The sequence below is a fragment of the Oleiphilus sp. HI0043 genome (assembly GCF_001634935.1).
On record NZ_LWEY01001699.1, the window covers coordinates 1 to 735 of the forward strand.

The window sequence follows — 735 nt, forward strand, 5'->3', positions numbered from 1 at the left end:
TCAGCGCAATCGCTAATGAGTTGGCACCACGTAACCGCGAGCTGCTTGCAAAGCGTGATGACCTTCAAGCTAAGATTGATGCGTATCATTCTGAGCGTAAAGGCCAGTCTTTGGATTTCGCAGAGTACAAAGCATTTCTTCAGGAAATTGGTTACCTGGTAGAAGAAGGCCCGGCATTTGAAGCAACGACTGAAAATGTAGAGCCAGAGATCGCTGAAATGGCTGGCCCACAGCTAGTTGTGCCAGTAATGAACGCTCGTTTCGCATTGAACGCTTCTAACGCTCGTTGGGGTTCTTTGTACGATGCGCTTTATGGCACGAAAGTTATTTCTGAAGAAGGTGGCGCTGAAAAGGGCCCAGGTTATAACAAAGTACGTGGCGACAAGGTTATCGCTTATGCTCGTGGTGTATTAGACACGGCTGCACCTTTGGCTAAGGGTTCTCACGTCGGTACAACAAACTACGCAATCGTTGACGGTAAGCTTGCCGTGACACTGGCTGACGGTTCTACTTCAGGTCTAAAAGAAGAAGACAAATTTGTTGGTTACACCGGCGACGTAGCTGCACCAACATCTATTCTTTTGAAGAACAATGGTTTGCACATCGAAATCCAAATCGATGCGACTAGCCCAGTTGGTTCAACTGACGCTGCTGGCGTTAAAGATTTGATCATGGAAGCGGCACTGACCACTATCATGGACTGTGAAGACTCTGTTGCTGCGGTTGACGCAGAAG

General features: G+C 48.0%; 1 pseudogene. It reads left to right on the forward strand.

Going from position 1 to position 735, the window contains the following annotated elements:
• Nucleotides 1-735: pseudogene (locus tag A3729_RS25900) on the forward strand (malate synthase G); the annotation flags it as partial.